The 18,171-nt window shown below is 61.0% G+C and carries 14 protein-coding genes; 10 read left to right on the forward strand and 4 right to left on the reverse strand.

Translation table 11 applies throughout. The features are described from left to right. Positions 1-4 precede the first annotated feature (4 nt). Genes L6418_RS03125 through L6418_RS03135 form a run of 3 tightly spaced genes read right to left on the reverse strand, consistent with a single transcriptional unit; the run spans position 5 to position 2,316 of the window. Positions 5-352, reverse strand: a complete 348-nt coding sequence (locus L6418_RS03125) for an STAS/SEC14 domain-containing protein (RefSeq protein WP_237248024.1) — start codon at positions 350-352, stop codon at positions 5-7. Then, positions 349-1,203 (reverse strand): DMT family transporter, encoded by an 855-nt coding sequence (locus tag L6418_RS03130; RefSeq protein WP_332875548.1) that lies wholly within the window; start codon positions 1,201-1,203, stop codon positions 349-351. Before L6418_RS03130 ends, L6418_RS03125 begins: the two co-directional genes overlap by 4 nt. 6 nt (positions 1,204-1,209) lie before the next feature. Continuing rightward, on the reverse strand, positions 1,210-2,316 hold the full coding sequence (locus L6418_RS03135) for an aromatic ring-hydroxylating dioxygenase subunit alpha (RefSeq protein WP_237248025.1): 1,107 nt from the start codon (positions 2,314-2,316) through the stop codon (positions 1,210-1,212). A 142-nt stretch (positions 2,317-2,458) separates the two neighbouring features. Here L6418_RS03135 and L6418_RS03140 point away from each other — a divergent pair, with 142 nt between their 5' ends. The 10 genes from L6418_RS03140 (at position 2,459) to L6418_RS03185 (ending at position 16,659) form a co-directional block, all read left to right on the forward strand. Further along, the gene (locus L6418_RS03140) at positions 2,459-2,704 is read left to right on the forward strand and encodes an exodeoxyribonuclease VII small subunit (protein ID WP_237248026.1); all 246 of its coding nucleotides are present in this window, start codon (positions 2,459-2,461) and stop codon (positions 2,702-2,704) included. After that, positions 2,704-3,591 carry a polyprenyl synthetase family protein gene (locus L6418_RS03145; RefSeq protein WP_237248027.1) on the forward strand — a complete coding sequence of 296 codons (888 nt, stop codon included), beginning with the start codon at positions 2,704-2,706 and terminating at the stop codon, positions 3,589-3,591. The genes L6418_RS03140 and L6418_RS03145 overlap by 1 nt, the downstream gene beginning before the upstream one ends. After that, positions 3,591-5,435, forward strand: a complete 1,845-nt coding sequence (gene dxs / locus L6418_RS03150) for a 1-deoxy-D-xylulose-5-phosphate synthase (RefSeq protein WP_237248028.1) — start codon at positions 3,591-3,593, stop codon at positions 5,433-5,435. Before L6418_RS03145 ends, dxs begins: the two co-directional genes overlap by 1 nt. 68 nt (positions 5,436-5,503) lie before the next feature. Further along, positions 5,504-6,301, forward strand: a complete 798-nt coding sequence (folE2, locus tag L6418_RS03155; RefSeq protein ID WP_237248029.1) for a GTP cyclohydrolase FolE2 — start codon at positions 5,504-5,506, stop codon at positions 6,299-6,301. A gap of 123 nt (positions 6,302-6,424) precedes the next feature. Next, complete coding sequence (gene htpG, locus L6418_RS03160; protein ID WP_237248030.1) at positions 6,425-8,326, forward strand: molecular chaperone HtpG; 1,902 nt, start codon at positions 6,425-6,427, stop codon at positions 8,324-8,326. 272 nt (positions 8,327-8,598) lie between these two features. After that, on the forward strand, positions 8,599-9,756 hold the full coding sequence (locus L6418_RS03165) for an ATP-binding protein (RefSeq protein WP_237248031.1): 1,158 nt from the start codon (positions 8,599-8,601) through the stop codon (positions 9,754-9,756). A 16-nt stretch (positions 9,757-9,772) separates the two neighbouring features. Continuing rightward, on the forward strand, positions 9,773-10,480 hold the full coding sequence (locus L6418_RS03170; protein WP_237248032.1) for a type 1 glutamine amidotransferase: 708 nt from the start codon (positions 9,773-9,775) through the stop codon (positions 10,478-10,480). A 10-nt stretch (positions 10,481-10,490) separates the two neighbouring features. Next, positions 10,491-10,814, forward strand: a complete 324-nt coding sequence (gene fdxA, locus L6418_RS03175) for a ferredoxin FdxA (RefSeq protein ID WP_237248033.1) — start codon at positions 10,491-10,493, stop codon at positions 10,812-10,814. Further along, positions 10,811-13,360, forward strand: coding sequence for a PD-(D/E)XK nuclease family protein (locus tag L6418_RS03180; protein WP_237248034.1), 2,550 nt, complete (start codon positions 10,811-10,813; stop codon positions 13,358-13,360). Before fdxA ends, L6418_RS03180 begins: the two co-directional genes overlap by 4 nt. After that, positions 13,357-16,659, forward strand: coding sequence for an exodeoxyribonuclease V subunit beta (locus tag L6418_RS03185; RefSeq protein WP_237248035.1), 3,303 nt, complete (start codon positions 13,357-13,359; stop codon positions 16,657-16,659). Before L6418_RS03180 ends, L6418_RS03185 begins: the two co-directional genes overlap by 4 nt. 248 nt (positions 16,660-16,907) lie before the next feature. Here the strand turns inward: L6418_RS03185 and L6418_RS03190 are convergent, their stop codons facing one another. After that, positions 16,908-17,915: a hypothetical protein gene (locus L6418_RS03190; RefSeq protein WP_237248036.1), complete on the reverse strand. Its 1,008-nt coding sequence runs from the start codon at positions 17,913-17,915 to the stop codon at positions 16,908-16,910. Positions 17,916-18,171: the final 256 nt, after the last annotated feature.

Below are 18,171 nucleotides of genomic sequence, written 5' to 3' on the forward strand. Positions count from 1 at the left end.
GGCGCTATTGTTCGGCCCAGGTTTGCGCTTCGCTGTAATCGTCGAATACGCGGATATCGGCATCGACGAACAGGCGCGACAGCCATGCCTGCCAGGCGAGCCATTGGTCGTCGGTGACCACGGCGATCCGGTTGAAGTCGTGGTTATGCTCGCGGCGGAAGAACTTGAGCTCCTCCCAGGCGACATCGGGCGTATAGCCGAGCATCCCGCGCAAATCGAACAGCAGGTTCACCTTGCCGGGCGTCGTGAGCTTGTACAGTGCGTGTTCTTCGAACTGCTTGAAATCGGCGATGGTGAATTCGCCCATCACGGCGATGTTGACGAGGTTGTTTTCTTCTTCGATGGTGATCATTTGCGGGCCTCTGTGTGGGTGGGTGCTAGGCGTAAGCTTAACATGCCGCTGGCGATGATGAGCGCGATGCCGATCCATGCGCTGAAGCTCGGCAGCTCATGCCAGATGATCAGCCCGAATAGTGCCGAGAACACGATGGTGCTGTAGGCCAGGCTGCCGACCACCAGTGTCTGCCCGGTGCGGTGGGCGCGGGTCAGGGCGAGCTGGGCGAAGGTGGCCGAAGCGCCGATGGAGACGAGCAGCGGCAGGTCGCTCGCCGCAACCGCGTGCAGCTGGTCTTGCAGCACCCATGCGCCGCTGGACAGCGAGGCGATCAGGTTGAAATAGAACACGATGCGCATCCCCGACTCGCCCAGTTCGTTGAGCTGGCGCACATTGAGAATCGCCACTGCGGCGAGCAGGCCGGAACTCAGTCCGAGCAAACCGGGCAGCAACTGGTCCTTTGCCAGAGTCGGGTGCAGCAACAGCGCGACCCCGACGAAGCCGAGCGCCAGGGCGCTGCTCAAGGGAATGTGGAACTTTTCCTTCAAAACCAGCACGGTCAGCACCGCGAGGAACAGCGATGAGGTGTAGTTCAGCGTGATGGCTGTCGCCAGCGGCAGCGTGCTGATGCAATAGAAAAACAGCATCATCGCAACCGATCCGGACAGGCCCCGCCACAGATGGCCGCGCCAGTGCCGGGTATACAGGGTGACCCGGGCGCGCTGCAGCATGGCATAGACGATGAGCAGGCCGAAGAAAGAACGGTAGAAGACGAGCTCGCTGCTGGAGAACTGCTGGGCGCCGAGCTTGACCAGCACACCCATGCCGGCGAAGAGCAAACCGGCGACCAGCATCCATAGCGCGCCCACTGCGAATTACTTCAGGTGCGGTCCCAGGTTGCGGCGCAGGAATTCGTGGAAATGCAGCATGCCGTCCTCGGTTGGCGACTGGTAGGGGCCGACTTCCTCGATGCTCTGCTTGTACAGGGCGCGCCGTCCCTGGTGCATGCGCATGCAGATGATGTCGTCTTCCACCGCGGTCTCGTGGTAGGCCTTCTTCTCGGCTTCGATGTAATCGCGCTCGAACAGCACGATGTCTTCCGGGTAGTAGAACTCCACGATGTTGGTGCAGGCATCGGTGCCCCGCGGCACGACGGTGCTCACCACCAGCGTGTTCGGGTACCACTCGACCATGATGTTGGGGTAATAGGTCAGCCAGATCGCGCCGTACTTCGGCAGTTCGCCGTTGTTGTAGCGCAATATCTGTTCCGACCATTTGCCGTACACGGCGCTGCCGGGTTTGCGCAGATCCCTGTGGATGCCCACGGTCTGTACGCTGTATTGCTCCCCGAATTCCCACTTCAGGTCGTCGCAATCGACCATCTGGCCGAGGCCGGGATGGAATGGCACGACATGGTAGTCTTCCTGGTAGACCTCGATGAACGTCTTCCAGTTGAAGTTGTATTCATCCACTTCCACGCGATCGAACATGTAGCCCGAAAAATCGATCTCCTTGAATGCCGGCATGGTCGCCAGGTCCTTGGCGATGTCGCGCTGCCCGGCGAACAGCAGTCCGTTCCAGTTTTGCAACGGGGTCTTGTTCAGGTGCAGACAGGGGTTGTTGGGGAAATATGGGGCGCCGATCAGTTCCCCGCTGGTCTTGTAGGTCCAGCGATGCAGCGGGCACACGATGTTTTTCGCGTTGCCGCGGCCTTCCAGCATGGTGGCCTGGCGGTGGCGGCAGATGTTGGAAAGCAACTCGACGCCGCCTTCGTTGCGTACCAGCATCTTGGCTTTGTCCATCCATTCGACCACGTGATAGTCGCCGAGGTTGGGTACCATCAATTCATGCCCGACGTATTTCGGCCCCGCATCGAGCAGCACGCGCTGCTCGACCTCCAGCACTTTCGGATCGAAATACCAGCTCAATGGCGGTTGCGCAGATACCGGAGCGAACTGTTGCGGTTTGGCGATTTCGGACATACCCACTCTTTCTGTGAATACGATTTTCAGGGGGGTGGGATTGTCCCCGAAATTCGAGGGGGGGGCAATAAAAATTGGCTCTGCGTCGGGGGCTTGGGTAAAATGCCGCCCTTACGCAAAATTGACGTGTATGGGAATCGAGATGGCGGCAAAATCCGGCAAGACACAAAGTTTCGAGGCGGCGCTGGCAGAGTTGGAACACGTAGTGGCGGAGATGGAGTCCGGCAAGCTGGCGCTGGAAGATTCGCTGGCTGCCTACAAGCGCGGCGCCGAATTGCTGTCGTTCTGCCGCACCCGCCTGGACGAGGCGCAACAGCAGGTGCGCATGCTGGAAGAAGGAACGCTCAAGGATTTCACCGTACCTGGCGATGCCGGCGCAGATAGATAATGTCCGATTTTTCCTCCTGGGTTTCCGCCCGCCAATCCCGTTTTGAAGAAGTATTGATGCGCCTGCTGCCGCAGGCCGATGTGCTGCCGCAGCGCCTGCATGCCGCCATGCGCTACAGCGTGCTGGAGGGCGGCAAGCGCGTGCGCCCCTTGCTGGCCTATGCGGCCGGTGAGCTGGCGGGGGCGACCGTCGAGCGCGTCGAGATCGCCGCCGCCGCGGTTGAACTGATCCATGCCTATTCGCTGGTGCATGACGACATGCCCTGCATGGACGACGACGTGCTGCGCCGCGGCAAGCCGACCTGCCATGTCGAATACGATGAAGCGACTGCGCTGCTGGTGGGTGACGCATTGCAAAGCCTGGCGTTCCAGCTGTTGTCCGAGCACCGGCTGAGCGACGATGCGGCCAAACAATTGCAGATGGTGAAATTGCTGGCGGTAGCAAGCGGCTCGCGCGGCATGGCGGGCGGCCAGGCCATCGACCTGGCCAGCGTGGGCAAGCAGCTGGCACTGCCCGAGCTGGAGCAGATGCACATATACAAGACCGGCGCGTTGATCCGCGCCGCCATCCTGCTCGGTGCCCATTGCGGCACCCTGCACCAGGCACAGCTCGATCAGCTCGACCGTTATGGCAAGTGCGTCGGGCTGGCGTTCCAGGTGGTGGACGACGTCCTCGACAGCGAGGCCGATACCGCCACCCTGGGCAAGACAGCCGGCAAGGATGCCGACAACGACAAGCCGACCTATGTGACCTTGCTGGGTGTGCAGGCGGCCAGGAAGATGGCCGCAGACCTGCATGGCGATGCGCTGGAGGCGCTGGCCGGATTCGGCGCAGAAGCCCGGCGGTTGCGCGAATTGGCCGATTTCATCGTGATGAGAAAATTCTGATGTACCCATTGCTCCAGACCATCGATACCCCGGACGACCTGCGCAAGCTGGAACGTGGACAATTGCCGCAACTGGCGGACGAGCTGCGCGCCTTCCTGATCGAGTCGGTCAGCAAGACCGGCGGCCATCTTTCTTCCAACCTCGGCACGGTGGAACTGACCGTCGCGCTGCACTATATCTACAACACGCCGGAGGACCGGCTGGTATGGGATGTCGGCCATCAGACCTATGCGCACAAGATACTCACCGGACGCCGTGCGGCGATGAGCACCTTGCGCATGAAGGACGGCATCGCCGGGTTCCCCAAGCGCAGCGAAAGCCCATACGATGCCTTCGGCACCGGGCATTCCAGCACATCGATCTCCGCCGCACTCGGCATGGCGGTGGCATCGCGGCTGGCCGGCAAGGACAACCGCTCGGTCGCCATCATCGGCGACGGCGCGATGTCCGGCGGCATGGCCTTCGAGGCGCTGAACAATGCCGGTGCCATGGATGCTAACCTGCTGGTCATCCTCAACGACAACGACATGTCTATTTCGCGCCCCGTGGGCGCGCTGAACAATTACCTGGCGAAACTGATGTCCGGCCGTTTCTATGCGGCGATGCGGCGCGGCAGCGAAAAGATACTGAAAGGCATGCCGCCGGTGCTGGAGTTCGCCAAACGGGCCGAAGAGCACGTCAAGGGCATGGTCACGCCGGGCACACTGTTCGAGGAGTTCGGCTTCAACTACATCGGCCCCATCGACGGGCACGACCTGGATGTGCTGGTCGAGACGCTGGGCAACATCCGCAAGCTGGAAGGGCCGCAGTTCCTGCATATCGTCACGCAGAAGGGCAAAGGCTACCCGCAGGCCGAGGACGATTGCGTGCTGTATCACGGCGTCGGCAAGTTCGACCCGAACCAGGGCATCACGCCCAAGCCCAGCAGCAAGCTGACTTATACGCAGGTGTTCGGCGAATGGCTGTGCGACATGGCGGCACAGGATGCGCGCCTGGTCGGCGTCACCCCGGCGATGTGCGAAGGCTCCGGCATGGTCGAGTTCGCCGCGAAATTCCCGCAGCGCTATTTTGATGTGGGTATCGCCGAGCAGCATGCGCTCACCTTCGCGGCCGGCCTCGCCTGCGACGGATTCAAGCCGGTGGTGGCGATCTACTCGACCTTCCTGCAGCGCGCCTACGACCAGCTCATCCACGATGTCGCCATCCAGAACCTGCCGGTCGTGCTGGCCATCGACCGCGGCGGCCTGGTCGGCGCCGACGGCGCCACGCATGCGGGCAGCTTCGACCTGAGCTATCTGCGCAGCATCCCCAACATGACGGTGATGGCGCCGGCGGATGAATACGAATGCCGGCAGATGCTGAGCACGGCGTTCCATCTCGACACGCCCACCGCAGTGCGTTATCCGCGCGGAACAGGGCCCGGCGTGACAGTGCGCAAGGACCTGCAGGCGATCGCGGTGGGCAAGGGCGAGGTGCGGCGCAAGGGTGGCAAGGTCGCCATCCTGGCGTTCGGTTCCATGCTGGCGCCCGCGCTGCAGGCGGCCGACCAACTCGATGCCACCGTCGTCAACATGCGCTTCATCAAACCGCTGGACGAGGAACTGGTGCAGCAGCTCGCGCGCGAGCATGCGCTGCTGGTCACCGTGGAAGAGAACGCCATTCAGGGCGGGGCCGGCAGCGCGGTGGCCGAATGCCTGGCCCGGCACGGCATCGTTGCGGCCATGCTGCACCTGGGCCTGCCGGACGAGTTCCTGGAACAGGGCGATCCAGCCCGGATGCTGGCCGATTGCGGCCTGGATGCGGCGGGCATCGTCCGTTCCATCCGGGAAAAGCTGGCCGGATAATATTTCCCGACAATAATAGTCGGGCATTGGGTATAATTCCTCCCCTGACCTAACACGGAGAATTCGACATGAATGCCGTCACACCCATCGCCGATGTGCAAAACAGTGCAGACACCCGCCAGCTGGCGATCAACAAGGTCGGCATCAAGAGCATCCGTCATCCCGTCGTTGTTCGGGACAAGAGCGTGGGGGTGCAGCACACCATCGCAACTTTCAACATGTACGTGCACCTGCCGCACAACTTCAAGGGCACGCACATGTCCCGCTTCGTGCAGATACTCAACCAGCACGGGCGCGAGATCACGGTCGAATCGTTCGAGAGCATCCTGCGCGAGATGACGGACAAGCTGGAGGCCAGGTCCGGCTATATCGAGATGGCTTTCCCGTATTTCGTGAACAAGACCGCGCCGGTGTCGGGCGTGCAGAGCCTGCTCGATTACGATGTCACGTTCATCGGCGAGATCGTCGAGGGCAAGTACCGCTTCACCATGAAGGTGCAGATCCCGGTCACCAGCCTGTGCCCATGCTCCAAGGAGATCTCCGAACGCGGAGCGCACAACCAGCGTTCTCATGTCACCATCACCGTGCGCACCAAGCGCTCGGTCTGGATCGAAGAGGTGGTGCGGGTTGCCGAAGAACAGGCGTCGAGCGAGCTGTACGGCCTGCTGAAGCGTCCCGACGAGAAGTTCGTCACCGAACGCGCCTATGACAATCCGAAGTTCGTCGAGGACATGGTGCGCGACGTGGCGGCCGTGCTGAATGCGGATGAGCGCATCGATGCTTACGTCGTGGAATCCGAGAATTTCGAGTCTATCCATAACCATTCGGCCTACGCCCTGATCGAACGGGACAAAACCAAAGAATAGGGTTCGGGATGCGGGATTCAGGGGGCTCAGGTTTTGCCCCGCCTCCAGTCTCCCCTTGAAATTCTCCCAACCATCCCCATCTCCCCCCGCGTCGTCAAACCACTTCGCAACAGGAGATAAAAAATGACCGAAACCACCACCGCCAGCCGCGAGACGCTGGGCTTCCAGACCGAAGTCAAACAGCTGCTGCACCTGATGATCCACTCGCTGTATTCCAACCGCGAGATTTTCCTGCGAGAACTGATTTCCAACGCATCCGATGCCTGCGACAAGCTGCGCTTCGAGGCGCTGCACAACGATGCGCTGTACGAGAACCAGTCCGATCTGGGCATCCGCGTCAGCTTCGACAAGACCGCGCGCACGCTCACCATCAGCGACAGCGGCATCGGCATGAACCGCGACGAAGTGATCGCCAACCTCGGCACCATCGCCAAATCCGGCACGCGCGATTTCTTCAGCAAGCTCTCCGGCGACCAGAAGAAAGACGCCCACCTGATCGGCCAATTCGGCGTGGGCTTTTATTCCGCCTTTATCGTGGCGGACAGGGTCACCGTGCTGTCCCGCCGCGCGGGCGAGAAGGCCGACCAGGGCGTGCGCTGGGAATCCGACGGCGGCGGCGAGTTCTCCGTCGAGATGGTGGAGAAGGCCGCGCGCGGCACCGAGATCACCCTGCACCTGCGCGAAGGCCAGGACGACCTGCTGGCCGGTTACAAACTGCGCGAGATCATCAAAAAATATTCCAATCACATCGTCCAGCCCATCCTGATGAAGAAGGAAGAGTGGAAGGACGGCGGCTATGTCACCACCGACGAGGACGAAACCGTCAACCAGGCTTCGGCGCTGTGGTCCAAATCCAAAAACGAGATCACCGAAGAACAGTACAAGGAATTCTACAAACACGTCGGCCACGACTATGATGACCCGCTGGCGTGGACCCACGCGCGCGTCGAAGGCAAGCAGGAATACACCCAGCTGCTGTATATCCCCGGCCATGCCCCGTTCGACCTTTACGACCGTCAGGCGCGCCACGGCATCAAGCTCTACGTGCGCCGCGTGTTCATCATGGACGACGCCGAGCAGCTGATGCCGCAATACATGCGCTTCGTGCGCGGCGTGGTGGATAGCGCAGACCTGCCGCTGAATGTCTCGCGCGAGATATTGCAGGAGTCGAAAGACATCGAAGCCATCCGCAAGGGCTGCACCGGCAAGGTGCTGGGCTTGCTGGCCGACATGGCCGAGAACGACAAGGAGAAATACGCCAGATTCTGGGGCGAATTCGGCCAGGTGCTGAAAGAGGGTGTGGGCGAAGACTTCGCCAACAAGGACAAGATCGCCGCACTGCTGCGCTTCGCCACCACCAAAGCCGACACCGCCGAGCAGACCGTCTCGCTCAAGGACTACATCGCCCGCATGAAGGACGGCCAGGAAAAGATCTACTACGTCACCGCCGACAGCTTCAACGCCGCCAGGAATAGCCCGCACCTCGAAGTGTTCCGCAAGAAAGGCATCGAAGTGCTGCTGCTCTCCGACCGCGTGGACGAATGGCTGGTGGGCAACTTGTTCGAATTCGAAGGCAAGCAGCTCGCCTCCGTTGCCAAGGGCGGCCTCGATCTGGGTTCGCTGGAAGACGAGGCCGAGAAGAAGGAACAGGAAAAGCAGGCCGATGAATTCAAGCCGCTCACCGAGAAGATCAAGACCAGCCTCGCGGATAAGGTGAAGGAAGTGCGCATCACCCATCGCCTCACCGACAGCCCCGCTTGCCTGGTGGTCGACGAGCACGACATGAGCGGCAACCTCGCGCGCCTGATGAAGGCAGCAGGGCAGAAGGCCCCCACCTCGCAACCCATCCTCGAGATCAATCCGAACCACCCGGTGGTGCGGCGGCTGAAGGGCGAGGAGAAACGCTTCGACGACTGGGCGGCAGTGCTGTTCGACCAGGCCTTGTTGGCCGAAGGCGGCCAGCTCGACGACCCGGCCAGCTTCGTCAAGCGCATGAACCAGCTGATGCTGGAGATGAGCGCCTGAGTGAGGTGAGGGTTGGCTGTTGGAAAGGAAACGGGCATCTTGGGATGTCCGTTTTCATTTGAGGTGTGCGGGCTGGAGAATCAGGCCAACCTAAACCAGCTACTCTCAAAGTTGCCCGTCAATCATATATAGCCATGACCGATATATGGACAAATTTGGCGTTGCCAGATAAGGTTATTTTTATGTCCCCACCGAAGGCGCTGCCACTTCGCACTGTTTCATGCGATGGCCTCAACCTTGCAAAATAAAAGATAGCCATTTAATATGCGGCAATGATTAATCGCCGCCTCCTTCCCGATGTGATGTGTGCGCTGGCTGAATTTCCGGCAGTGGCGCTGCTTGGCCCCAGGCAGGCTGGCAAGACTACGCTGGCCAGAATCATCGCGGATATGCAGCAGGGTGCGATCCGCCTTGATCTGGAGCGGCCTTCCGATCTGGCCAAGCTGGCCGATCCTGAACTCTTCCTGTCGCGGCAGGGTGATCGGCTGGTCATACTGGACGAGATACAGCGCCAGCCCGAACTGTTTGCGGTGTTGCGCGCATTGATCGACGATAACCGCAGGCCGGGCAGGTTTTTGCTGCTGGGTTCGGCATCCCCCCAGTTGTTGCGGCAGGCTTCGGAATCGTTGGCAGGCCGCATTGCTTTCCGCGAGCTTGCGCCGTTCGATATCAGTGAGGTTCAGGTTGATCATGCCGAGTTGCAGAATTTCTGGTTGCGCGGGGGCTACCCGCTGAGCTGGCTTGCTCAAACCGAAGACGCTTCTTTTGCATGGCGCGAATCTTTCATCGCCACCCATCTGGAGCGGGACATTCCCTCATTCGGCATTCGCGTACCGGGCGCAACACTTCGCCGCTTCTGGCAAATGCTTGCCCACCTGCATGGGCAACTCTGGAATGCATCGCGCCTTGCATCAAGTTTTGGCACCTCCGCGCCCACGGTTCAGCATTATCTGGATATTCTGGAAGCGACCTACATGCTGCGACGCCTGCCGCCTTTGCAGGCAAATCTGGGCAAACGGCTGGTGAAATCACCCAAGGTTTATCTGCGGGACAGTGGCATATTGCATGCGTTACTCGGTATCCAGAGCCTGGATGAGCTGGCCGGACATCCTGTCGTTGGCCCCTCCTGGGAAGGCTGGGCGCTCGAACAAATCGCCCAACTGCTCGGGCCGCAGTGGCAGCTTTCGTTTTACCGCACAGCAAGCGGGGCGGAAATGGACATCGTCGCCGAACGAGGAAAACGCAGGATCGGGTTCGAGGTTAAATTTTCCAGCGCCCCGGTATTGAGCAAAGGCTTTTGGTCGGCGAAAAACGACCTGGACCTGGAGCGGGCTTGTGTTGTCGCGCCAGTTGAATGTGTCTATCCGCTTGCGCCTGATGTTGAGGTTGTTCCGGCGGCTGGACTTGCAGCTTGGTTGAAAACAATCTGATGTATCCATCGATGCCATGAAACCCGTCGCCATCTTCCGCCACTCCCCCACCGAAGGCGCAGGCCACTTCGCGCTATTCCTCACCGAGCATGCCATTCCGTGGCAGATGATCCACATCGACCAGGGCGAAGCGGTGCCGGCGGATGCCGCGGCGTTCTCCGGCCTGGTGTTCATGGGCGGGTCGATGAGCGTCAACGACGACCTGCCGTGGATACCCAGGGCGCTGGCGCTGATCCGCGCTGCCCATGCCCGGGATATCCCCTTGCTGGGCCATTGCCTCGGCGGGCAGTTGATGTCCAAGGCGCTGGGCGGGGTGGTGACGAAGAATCCGGTGAAGGAACTGGGCTGGGGCAGGGTGACGGTGGCGGAAAGTGCCACGGCGCGCGAGTGGTTCGGCGATATCCGCGAGTTCGATTCCTTCCACTGGCACGGCGAGACCTTCTCGCTGCCGCCGGGGGCAGAGCTGCTGCTCTCCAGTCCCCATTGCGCCAATCAGGCCTATGCCATCGGCAAGCACCTGGGCATGCAATGCCATGTCGAGATGACCGAGCAGATGATCCGCGACTGGTGCGAGAACGGGGCGGACGAGATCGCTGCCAATCTGCACAGTCCGGCAGTACAATCGGCCGCAACGATGCAGGCGCAGATGCGCGACAAATTGCCCGGACTTCACCGGGTGGCGGATCGGCTCTACCGGCATTGGCTGCACGGACTGGCGAAATAGGGGAGGGGATATGGCATACGTCGTTGCCGAGAATTGCATACGCTGCAAATACACCGATTGCGTGGAAGTGTGTCCGGTGGACTGTTTCCGCGAGGGCGAGAACTTCCTGGTTATCGATCCGGACGAGTGCATCGACTGCACGCTGTGCGTGGCGGAATGCCCGGCAAACGCGATCTTCGCCGAGGACGATGTGCCGGCGGATCAGGTCCATTTCATCAAGCTCAACGCAGAGTTGGCCAAGCTCTGGAAGCCCATCGTCGAGAAGAAGGATGCGCCGGCCGATGCGGATGAATGGCTTCATGTGAAAGACAAGCTCCATCTGCTGAAGCGGTGAGCGTTTCCGGCCCCTTTTTCGACCGCATCGCACAGCGCATCCTTACTGCGCACCCCGCGCCCGACCTGCGCGGCGTCACCATCCTGCTGCCTAACTACCATGCCGCGCAGCCGCTGGCGCAGGCGCTGATGCGGGGCGCGCAGCGGCCTGCCCTGCTGCTGCCGCAGATGGTCACGCTCAACGCCTGGGCGCAAAGCGTCCGTCTCGACACGCCTGTCGTGGCGGACAGCCAGCGCAGCGCCCTGCTGTACCAGCAGCTGCGCAAATCGAAATGGTTCGAACAGGCCGACCTGTGGAGCATGACGCAGGAACTGCTCAAGCTGTTCGACGAACTGACGCATTCCCTGCATGAGCTGCCGGGCGATGCCGAATCCTTCGCCGCCCTCGTGCAGCAGGCCTACCAGGCGCGGCAGAACAGCACGCTGCAGCTGGAGGCGAGGCTGGTGTTCGAGCTGTGGCACGCGATGCAGGCCGGCACCGAATCGGATCAGGCGCGGGTCTATCAGCAGCAGTTGGCCAGGCTGGCCCAACAGGCCGATCGTCCGCTGTATGTGCTGCGCGCCTCCGACTGGGATGCGCTGGAGCAACGCTTCCTCGACGAATATGCGCAGCATGCGGCAGTGACGGTGTTCGACCTGCGCGTGATGGAGGCGCAGATCGGTGCGCCGCTGTTCTTCGCCGCCACTTCTCTGGAACAGGAAGCCCGCGCCGCCGCCATGCAGGTGCGCCGCTGGCTGGCCGCGGGCAAGCGCGACATCGCCATCGTGGCGCAGGACCGCGTGGTGGCAAGGCGCATGCGGGCGTTGCTGGAGCGGGCCGAGGTGCTGGTGGCGGACGAGACCGGCTGGACCTTCGCCACGCTGTCGGTCAGCACGGTGCTGGACCGCTGGCTCACTTCGCTGCAGAGCGATTTCTATCATCGCGACCTGCTCGACCTGCTCAAATCCCCATTCATCTTCGCCGACCTGACGGCCTCCGAGCGCAAGTCGGCGGTGTACCAGCTCGAACAATTGCTGCGCAAACAGGGGATAGTGGCCGGCCTGGAGAAATTCATCGATCTCGCCGGGCACGAGACGGCGTTGCTGCAACTGCTCGTGCGGCTGCGCCAGGCTGCCGCGCTGCTGGAGCAGAACCGGAAAAAAACGCTGGCCGGATGGCTGCTGGCGTTGCAGGCAAGCCTGCGCGTGCTGGGCATCGATGCCGGGTTGCAACAGGACGATGCAGGGAGGCAGTTGCTGCTCGCACTGGAGACATGGCAGCGTGAACTGGCGGCGGACGCGGGCAGCTACCGTTTTAGCGAATGGCGGCGCTGGCTGGCGCAGCAACTCGATACGCAAACCTACCGCGACAGCAGCATCGACAGCACGGTGCGCTTCACCCACCTGGCGGCCACGCGCTGGCGCCCCTTCGATGCCGTGCTGCTGCTGGGTTGCGATGCCGACCACCTGCCCAGTGCCGCAAATGGCGGACGCTGGTTCAACGATGCCGTGCGTGCCGCGCTCGACCTGTCCACGCGCGGCTCGCATGCGGCAAGGCAGCACGACGACCTGCTGGGGCTGCTGGCGCTCAACGATTGCGTGCTGGTCACCTGGCAGAAGGACAAGAACGGCGAACACGGGCTGCTCAGCCCTTACCTGCAGATATTGCGCGACGAGCATCAGCGCGCGCACGGCGACGACCGCAGCGAGCCGGAGTTGCTTGCCTGCCTGGCGGCGGAGGATGCGCATCGCGTCGAACTGTCGCAGGCGGCCCAGCCTGCCCCGAGCGTGGCGGCGGAGGCGGTGCCAGCGAAGGTTTCCATCAGCGCATACAACAGCCTGGTCGCCTGTCCCTATCAGTTCCATGCGCGCTACATCCTGCGCCTGAACGAGCTGGACGAAGTGCAGGAAGCCATCGAAAAGCGCGACTACGGCGAGCGCGTGCACGGCATCCTGCAGCGCTTCCATGAGCGCTATCGGCAAGTCGGCGGGCATGACGCGGCGGAGATGGAGGCCGCGCTGCGCCGCATCAGCGAGGATGTGTTCGCCGACCTGCTGCAGCAGGACTTCGCGGCGCGCGCCTGGCTGGCGCGCTGGTACCGGTCGCTGCCGGCCTATCTCGCCTGGCAGGCCGAGAACGAGGCGCAGGGCTGGCGCTATGCCGAGGCGGAGAGTGCATTTTCAATCGAGCTGGACGGCGTGCAGCTGCGCGGGCGCATCGACCGGCTCGATGTCCGGGAGCAGGCGATACGCGTGCTGGATTACAAGACGCAGGGCGACCAGATCCTGCGCCACAAACTGCGCGAGCCGGGCGAGGACGTGCAGCTCGCCTGCTATGCCTATGCGCACGAAACCGATGACGCGTCGTTCGTCAGCATCGAGGGCGGCAAGGTGAAGACGGTCGCGCCGGCGCACGATGTCGCGCAACTGGCGCAGCTCAATGCCGAGCGCCTGGTGCAGGTGATGCAGCGCATGCGCGGCGGTGCCTGCCTGCCCGCGAACGGCATCGACCAGGCATGCATGCATTGCGAGATGCGCGGCGTCTGCCGCAAGGGGGAGTGGTTATGACCGGCCACATCGCCCTCGATCCCAAGCGCAGCGTCGTGGTCGAGGCCTGCGCCGGCAGCGGCAAGACCTGGCTGCTGGTGTCGCGTATCGTGCGCCTGCTGCTGGACGGTGCGCAGCCGTCGCAGATACTGGCGATCACCTTCACGCGCAAGGCGGCGCAGGAGATGCAGGCGAGGCTGCAGCAGTGGCTGCGCGACCTGGCGATGGGCGACGACGATGCGGTGCGGCGTTTCCTGGCCGAGCGCGGCGTGGAGGAACCGGACGCCGCGCAACTGCAGCGCGCGCGCAGCCTGTACGGCAGCGTGCTGCTGGCGCAGCCGGGTATCACCATCAGCACCTTCCACGGCTGGTTCATGCAGGTCATGCAGCGCGCCCCGCTGAACGCCGACGTGATGCAAGGCATGAGCCTGCTGGAGCGTGCAGGCAGCGAGCAGGAAGAAGCCTGGGAAGAGCTGCTGGAACAGATGCGCAAGCAACCGGACAGCCCGGAGGCGCAGAACATGCAGTGGCTGTTTGGCGAATGCGGGCTGAGCAACACGCGCAAACTGCTGTTCAACTTCCTCGCCAAGCGCGCGGAATGGTGGGCCTATACCCAGGGGGCGGACGGGATGCTGACGTTCGCACTGGAGAACCTGCTCGACGAGCTCGCGGTGGACATGGACAGCGATCCGGTCGAAGCCTGGCATGCGCACAGCGACAGCCGCGATGCGCTGTTCGATTTCACGCGGCAACTCGCCAGCGGGACCGACACGCAGAAAAAGCAGGCGAGCGAGCTGGAGCAGGCGTGGACCGACTCGGCGCAGGAAGAGCGTTTCGAGCGGCTGTGGAATCTGCTGTTCACGGCAAAGGGCGAGCCGAAGGCATTGAAGCCGACAAAACTGCAGGATCAGGATGCGCATTGCCGTGTGCGGGACGTGCTGCAGTCCCGCCTGCAGGCGGTGCGCGACGCGCTCGCCGAGCAGCAGGCCTATCGCCTGAACGAGGCGGTGCTGCATTGCGGCATCGCCTTCCTCGAGCGCTACCAGGCATTGAAGGCGCAAAAACAGCAGATGGACTTTTCCGATCTGGAATGGCAGCTGTGCCGTCTGCTGCAGCAGAGCGAACATGCCGAGACCATGCAATACAAGCTCGACAGCCGCTATCGCCATGTGCTGCTGGACGAGTTCCAGGACACCAACCCGCTGCAGTGGCAGATCCTGCGCGCATGGTTCGATGCTGCCGTGGCGGTCGAGACGCAGCCCACCGTGTTCGTCGTGGGCGACCCCAAGCAATCCATCTACCGCTTCCGCCGCGCCGATGCGCGCCTGTTCGGCGTGGCGCGCGAATACCTCAGGGCGCATTTCGGCGCGGCGACGCTGGGCAACAGCCTGACGCGCCGCAATGCGCAGCCCGTGGTGGATGCGGTGAATGCCGTGTTCCGCGAACAGCCCGACGGCTTCGAGTTTGTCGAGCATCAGACTTTCCAGCGCGACCTGCCCGGCCATGTGATGGTGTTGCCGCTGGCTGCCGTGGAGGCAAAGGAAGAGGATGCGGCAGAAAGCAGCGCGCTTGCCCTGCGCGATCCGCTCACTGTGAAAAGGGCTGAAGCCGAAGACGGTGCGCGCCAGCAGGAGGCCGAACAGCTGGCCGCGTGGCTGCAGACCATCGTCGGCGACTGGGCTGTGAGCGACGGAGGGGAAGAGCGGCGCGCCACTTACGGCGACATCATGGTGCTGGTGCGCAGCCGCACCCACCTGCAGGTGTATGAAGAGGCATTGCGCGCAAAACACATTCCCTTCATCAGTTCGCGCCGCGGCGGACTGCTCGATACGCTGGAGGCTGCGGATATCCAGGCGCTGCTGATGTTCCTCATCACGCCCTTTGCCGACCTGGCGCTGGCGCAAGTGCTGCGCACGCCGATCTTTGCCTGCAGCGATGCCGACCTGATGCGACTGTCGAAGAACAGTACTGGGTTCGGAGTGCCGAGTGGCGAGTGTGGCGCGGAGAGCGTTACGCAGCCCCCGGCGCCCGGCGCTCGAACTTCATGGTGGCAATGCCTGCAACAGCTTGCCGAGCCGTCGCCGGCCCTGCAACGCGCTGCCGGCTTGTTGCGGAACTGGCTTGCGCTGGCAGACAAGCTCCCGGTGCATGACCTGCTCGATCGCGTCTATTTCGAGGGCGAGGTGATCGCGCGCTACACCGCCGTGCTGCCACCCGAGATGCGCGCCAAGGTCGCCGCCAACCTCAATGCGTTCATGGAGATAGCGTTGAGCGTGGATGCGGGCCGCTATCCCAGCCTGCCGCGCTTCCTGCAGGAACTGGGCGAACTGCGCGACAGCCCCGACGACGCGCCGGACGAAGGCAGGCTCGGCACGGCCGGCAACGCGGTACGCATCTATACCGTGCACGAATCGAAGGGGCTGGAAGCGCCCATCGTCTGGCTGCTGGATGCGAATGCGGACAAGAAAGCCAGGGACGACCACGATGTGCTGCTCGACTGGCCGCTACATGCCGAGCGGCCCGTACATTTCTCGCTCTATGCCGACCAGGCTTCGCGCGGCAAGAAACGCGCGCCGCTGTTCGAGCAGGACGCAGCACAGCAGGCGCGCGAAGAAATGAACCTGCTCTATGTCGCCATGACCCGCGCGCAGCAGGCGTTGATTGTCAGTGGCAGCAAGGGAGGCAGGGAGAACAAGACGCAGACCTGGTATGAACGCATTGCGGCGGTGGTTGGCCAGCAGGAAACATTGAACCCGCTCGTCCTGCACACGCCGGCAGATCGTGGCCCTATGGTGCATGCGCCCAGCCATGGCCTGCCCCCTGCGGGTGCAGCCCGAACGGAAAATCTTCCGTCCGTCATACCCACCGGGAAACGCGCTGCCCGCAATACACCGCAACAACAGCGCGGCATCTGGCTGCACGGCTTGCTGCAACATCTGACGGAAGGCATGGCGGACAAGGCAGAACTGAAACAGCGCCTCTCCATCCCCGCCGAAGAGATCGAGTCACTCTGGCAGCAAGCCCTGCATCTGCTCGCGCTGCCCCGGCTCGCGCGCTTCTTCGATGCCCGGCAATACCGCAATGCCTGCAACGAGATGCCCTACATCAATGCGCAGGGCGAGCTTAAGCGCATCGACCGCCTGGTGGAATTCGATGATGAGGTGTGGGTGCTGGATTACAAGCTGGGCGATAGCGAAAGCACGGCACGCTACCGTGCGCAGATGCTGGAATATCAATCGGCAATGCAATCGGTGTATGAAGGCAGGCAGGTGCGCTGCGCGCTGGTGTTCGCGGATGGGGTTCTGAGCGAAGTGGTGTAATGACCGGCTGTCCGAGTGGCAGTGAGCAGCATGCAAGACGGGTGCGCCATGTGGCCTGCTATTCGGCCAAAGCAGACTGCGGTGGTTTGCTGAAAATGCTTGCTGTGAAGGTTGAGGTGACGTCCGCTTCCCACAGAAAAGCGGTCGTTGCCAAGCAGCGTTTTGATGGTGATCGGAGGTCTCTTCCTAACCCTAACCGGACATGGCGACTTCCCGAAACCGGACATTCCTTCTATTCTAAGGAAACATTAATCTAGGTCAGAATGCCATTTGATAGTTGTGACTTTATCTTCTTTATCAAAGATAAAAGAAACATCTTCAGGCCCATCTCCATAAGACCACTCGCCAATTATGTTATGTAGCTTCATATCTGTCCCAAGAGTCTGCTCAACTAGTTTCCTGGATGACCCGATATTCAAGTTGTATTTCACGGGCCATTTTGGGCTTGTTATGACAACGTCAGTAACCATCATTTTCTCAACATCTCCAAAATGAGCCAGATATGCAGAGATCGTCAGTCCATCGAATTGAATATCGTGAATCTCATCCTTCATAGATGGATCATCTTTACGCGGTATTTGCCTAACACTTTCATTAATTACTTTACCAATTTGGCGCAAGCCAGTAATTCCGTGATTCATATCTCCAAACCAACCGTTGTTCAAGAATTCATAAGCACGGGCCTTGCTAACTTCCTCATCATCATTACTCTTACAATCAACTTCATTGAGCTGTACCGGTATGATTCGTTCATTGGAAATATCGAAACGCCAAGCCGCAATGACGGCTCCAGTTGCTTTATCAATTGGTTTAGTGCGAAGAGCTAAGAGAGGTGAATTATTCCAAACACAGGGTACATCCTGTAGAGGTTCAGGCATGACAATCTTTGTTCCCATCAGCTTATTAGGCGGTACTGTTGCTATATCTACAATTAATTCCTTATGGCAATCTTTTTGATAATCAGGATATAGACATGGTATCTGTTCTAGCTTTCGTGTTAACCAGACCATAGTTGCAGTATCTGTCGGAATTCTTGTGCTAGCTGTATTAAATTGTCCGACTAAGTGAACCACATAAGGCGTCCCCTTTAACTCGCCGTCTCTTAGATTTTGTGATCCCAAGTTGGCATAATTTCCAGTAAAAATACTCCCCTTATGTGGCTTCCCGTCGGACGTTTCTTTTGTGTGAACTTTCTCTGAGCATGCTCCCAAGATAAGCAGCATTGCTATCGTTGATATCCGAATCAGACGTTTCATACAGCCCCTTTTTTCAGCGCAGTCAACATTGGAGGAAGCCCGCGAATGACCGTTACTGGCCGACTTGCGACCGTTTGTCTTTGCTAACTTGCATGTCTGTTCTGCGCTCTGAAGCAGTCATCTCTAAAGTCCGAATCCTGCAATATACATACGGACAGCACAACTAAAAAGAATATCTAGGCCAAACGGCATATTGTCCTTTGATGCCCCCTCATGTAGCGTGCGTCACTTATGCGGAACGAAGCAGACATGTGCC

Origin of the sequence: Sideroxyarcus emersonii (genome assembly GCF_021654335.1) — a bacterium.
GTDB lineage: Bacteria > Pseudomonadota > Gammaproteobacteria > Burkholderiales > Gallionellaceae > Sideroxyarcus > Sideroxyarcus emersonii.

What these genes read in the sequence shown, in the direction of transcription:
- L6418_RS03145 (WP_237248027.1), top strand. Translation starts at nt 2,704, where the DNA reads ATGTCCGATTTTTCCTCCTGGGTTTCCGCCCGCCAATCCCGTTTTGAA.
- folE2 (WP_237248029.1), top strand. Translation starts at nt 5,504, where the DNA reads ATGAATGCCGTCACACCCATCGCCGATGTGCAAAACAGTGCAGACACC.
- L6418_RS03190 (WP_237248036.1), bottom strand. Translation starts at nt 17,915, where the DNA reads ATGAAACGTCTGATTCGGATATCAACGATAGCAATGCTGCTTATCTTG.
- L6418_RS03165 (WP_237248031.1), top strand. Translation starts at nt 8,599, where the DNA reads ATGATTAATCGCCGCCTCCTTCCCGATGTGATGTGTGCGCTGGCTGAA.
- L6418_RS03140 (WP_237248026.1), top strand. Translation starts at nt 2,459, where the DNA reads ATGGCGGCAAAATCCGGCAAGACACAAAGTTTCGAGGCGGCGCTGGCA.
- htpG (WP_237248030.1), top strand. Translation starts at nt 6,425, where the DNA reads ATGACCGAAACCACCACCGCCAGCCGCGAGACGCTGGGCTTCCAGACC.
- L6418_RS03185 (WP_237248035.1), top strand. Translation starts at nt 13,357, where the DNA reads ATGACCGGCCACATCGCCCTCGATCCCAAGCGCAGCGTCGTGGTCGAG.
- dxs (WP_237248028.1), top strand. Translation starts at nt 3,591, where the DNA reads ATGTACCCATTGCTCCAGACCATCGATACCCCGGACGACCTGCGCAAG.
- fdxA (WP_237248033.1), top strand. Translation starts at nt 10,491, where the DNA reads ATGGCATACGTCGTTGCCGAGAATTGCATACGCTGCAAATACACCGAT.
- L6418_RS03125 (WP_237248024.1), bottom strand. Translation starts at nt 352, where the DNA reads ATGATCACCATCGAAGAAGAAAACAACCTCGTCAACATCGCCGTGATG.
- L6418_RS03135 (WP_237248025.1), bottom strand. Translation starts at nt 2,316, where the DNA reads ATGTCCGAAATCGCCAAACCGCAACAGTTCGCTCCGGTATCTGCGCAA.
- L6418_RS03170 (WP_237248032.1), top strand. Translation starts at nt 9,773, where the DNA reads ATGAAACCCGTCGCCATCTTCCGCCACTCCCCCACCGAAGGCGCAGGC.